The sequence below is a fragment of the Cupriavidus sp. IK-TO18 genome (assembly GCF_015549295.1).
Lineage (GTDB): Bacteria > Pseudomonadota > Gammaproteobacteria > Burkholderiales > Burkholderiaceae > Cupriavidus > Cupriavidus oxalaticus_A.
The window spans coordinates 1-530 of record NZ_JADGMP010000080.1 but is presented as its reverse complement, the minus strand read 5'-3'; the positions used below and the strand labels follow the sequence as shown (position 1 = coordinate 530).

Below are 530 nucleotides of genomic sequence, written 5' to 3'. Positions count from 1 at the left end.
TCGGCACGCTCGTAGTCACCTGCGGCGCGTTCCAAATAATAGTCCCAATGCGACGCCGCCAACAAACCTGGCTGTGCCGCCATCAAACCGGCAAGCTGCAGGAAGTTCGGGTACACCTTGCGACCGGCACCGGCATAGCGACCGGGCACGGTATAGATCAAATTCCGTTGGAACCACATGAGGGAGTGGTCTGCGGCGAACCTTCCCACCGCGGTAGGGCTGCGACGCGCATCGATCGGCCCGCCCATTAGGATCAGGCTGCGGGGAGCCGGCTCGTCCGCGCTGGCCAACAGCGAAACAGCTGCCAGGGCCGGTACGGTAGCCTGGCAGATGGCAATCACGTGCAGCGGGTCCTCCGTGCCAATCTGACGGATAAAAGCCTGCAGTTCGGTGACATAGTCATCCAGGTGAAACGGCCCGTCCACCACGGGCACACAGCGCGCATCGATCCAGTCCGTCACATAGACGATATGCTCTGCCAATAAGGTTTCGACGACCTCGCGGAGCATGACGGCGTGATGCCCTGCCAG

At 61.9% G+C, this 530-nt stretch carries 1 pseudogene; it reads right to left on the bottom strand.

What is annotated here, in order from left to right:
- Positions 1–530 (bottom strand): annotated as a pseudogene (locus tag IPF36_RS34170) (polyhydroxyalkanoate depolymerase); the annotation flags it as partial.